Raw genomic sequence first — 2,175 nt, 5'->3', positions numbered from 1 at the left:
TTTAAAAAGTGGTAGCGGGGGCTGGATTTGAACCAACGACCTTCGGGTTATGAGCCCGACGAGCTACCAGACTGCTCCACCCCGCATCAATTTAGACCGCTATTATAGCATGTATTTTGATGTTGTCAAGACTTTTTTGAAATTTATAAAAGTGTTTAACATTGAAGTTTAATCAATACCGCTCTAACAGCTGAGATTTGGTGCGATCGGAGGGACTTGAACCCTCACGCCGTGAAGCACTACCCCCTCAAGATAGCGTGTCTACCAATTCCACCACGATCGCAAAATAGGCGCTTATTTTAACGAGTATTATTTAAAATATCAAGCGAAAAAACCAAAATTATCAACAAATCACTCGCCTACTGGCTGCGCTGGTGCTTGAGTTGGTGCCGTGGTAGTAGGAGCGCTCTGAACAGTCGGCACATCAAGACGAAGTTGATCTTCTGCTTCACGCTGCGCATACCATGCCAAGGCAAGACTGGTAATAAAAAACACGGTCGCAAGCACAGCCGTGATGCGTGTCATGAAGTTGGCCGAGCCTGCCGCACCGAATACCGTGCCTGCTGCACCTGCGCCAAATGATGCACCGGCATCTGCACCCTTGCCATGCTGAAGCAAAATAAATCCCACCATGACAATCGCCACGATGATATGAACCGCTAATAATACTGTAAACATAATAAAACCACTATAAATAAACTATATAAAGACAACCCAAAGATCAGCTAAATGCCTGTGCGATAACCATAAAGCTTTCCGCCTTTAAAGAAGCGCCGCCTACCAGTGCACCATCAACGACATCGCAAGCGGCGAAGTCTTTGGCGTTCTTATCATTCACACTGCCGCCGTATAGCACGCTGATATCTACCAAGCCTTGCTTAGTCAACTGGTTCTTGATGTGGCGATGCGTGACTGCCACTTCATCAACGGTCGGGGTTAAACCCGTGCCAATCGCCCATACAGGCTCATACGCGATCAGTAGCTGATCGGCTGGTGCATTTAGACCATCCAGTACAGACAGCTGCTCATCAAGCACGCTTAGGGCCTGACCGCCCTCGTATTCATCTTTTGTCTCGCCCACGCACAGCACAACAACCAGACCTGCTTGGATGGCTTGGGTGATTTTTTTGGCGAGCATCTCATTGGATTCTGCATGGTAGGTGCGTCGCTCCGAATGACCGATCAAGGCAAATTTGGCACCCAGATCCGTTACTTGCGCTGCTGATACATCACCCGTGAATGCACCTATCTCACCAAATGCACACACGTCCTGCGCACCCACCCAAACAGATGAGTCTTTTAAGATGTCGCTGACCACACCAAGATGCAAAAACGTTGGCGCACAGCCTAGTTGGCAGGTTGAATTGTCTGCCACACCCTTCATGGCGTGAGCCAATGCTACTGCTTCGGTTAGCATTGCTGGGTTTAGTTTCCAATTGCCAATGAGATACTTTGCCATATTGTACTCTCTTTGTTATTTATTGATGCGCCAAGCGGTCGGCATGGTCAAAAATCATTTAAACGCATTATTATAACGCATTTTATTGTCATTACACACAAAAAATTGTGGGTTTTTCGTCTCATATCAATCTCAAAACATAAAAATTTCAGTCAATGTACTGTTAAATCACGGTAAATATAGTATATTACAACAATACTTATGACACCGTTAATTCATGAATCACGCCATCGCAGGACTTGCTCGAATTTTACTGGATAAAGCACTCATCAATCATGATGCGCTTGCAGCCGCCATTGATGACGCTCATGCCGCACAGATCACCCTTGCTCGGCATCTAGTGCGACATGGCGTACTGTCCTCCGATGTAATCGCCAAGACCTTATCTGAGAGTCTGGGCATAGACTTGGTGGATTTGGATAAATTTAACATCAAAGATCTGCCCTTGCATCTGCTTGATGATGCGCTCATCGCACGCCACGAGGTGTTACCTCTTGGTCAGCGCGATGGGCAAATTTTTATCGCCACCAGCGATCCGACACGCGCGCAAGCCATGAGCGAGCTTGGCTTTGCAACCAATGCGCACATCACGCCCGTTCTGGTCGATGAGAACATACTCGTCCGCATCATGCAAAGCCTGCATCTAGGCGCGGTGCTAGAGCTTGCCGAGGACGATCATGAAGTGCCTGATAATGACGGCGAAGCAATGCTGGACG

At 47.6% G+C, this 2,175-nt stretch carries 3 protein-coding genes and 2 tRNA genes; 1 reads left to right on the top strand and 4 read right to left on the bottom strand.

All coding sequences use genetic code 11. The features are described from left to right. Positions 1–9 precede the first annotated feature (9 nt). From GY683_RS07740 to tpiA, 4 genes are all read right to left on the bottom strand, one after another. A tRNA-Met gene (locus GY683_RS07740) sits at positions 10–86 on the bottom strand. A gap of 112 nt (positions 87–198) precedes the next feature. Continuing rightward, a tRNA-Leu gene (locus GY683_RS07735) sits at positions 199–283 on the bottom strand. Between the two features lie 68 nt (positions 284–351). Next, positions 352–678 (bottom strand): preprotein translocase subunit SecG, encoded by a 327-nt coding sequence (gene secG / locus GY683_RS07730; RefSeq protein ID WP_297288183.1) that lies wholly within the window; start codon positions 676–678, stop codon positions 352–354. A gap of 43 nt (positions 679–721) precedes the next feature. After that, on the bottom strand, positions 722–1,459 hold the full coding sequence (gene tpiA, locus GY683_RS07725) for a triose-phosphate isomerase (RefSeq protein WP_297288182.1): 738 nt from the start codon (positions 1,457–1,459) through the stop codon (positions 722–724). Positions 1,460–1,676: 217 nt separating this feature from the next. Here tpiA and GY683_RS07720 point away from each other — a divergent pair. Then, the coding region (locus GY683_RS07720; protein WP_297288181.1) for a hypothetical protein at positions 1,677–2,175 on the top strand (499 nt) is incomplete at its 3' end.

Source organism: Moraxella sp., assembly GCF_024227015.1.
Classification (GTDB): Bacteria; Pseudomonadota; Gammaproteobacteria; order Pseudomonadales; family Moraxellaceae; genus Moraxella.
This window is presented reverse-complemented; position numbering and strand designations above follow the sequence as displayed.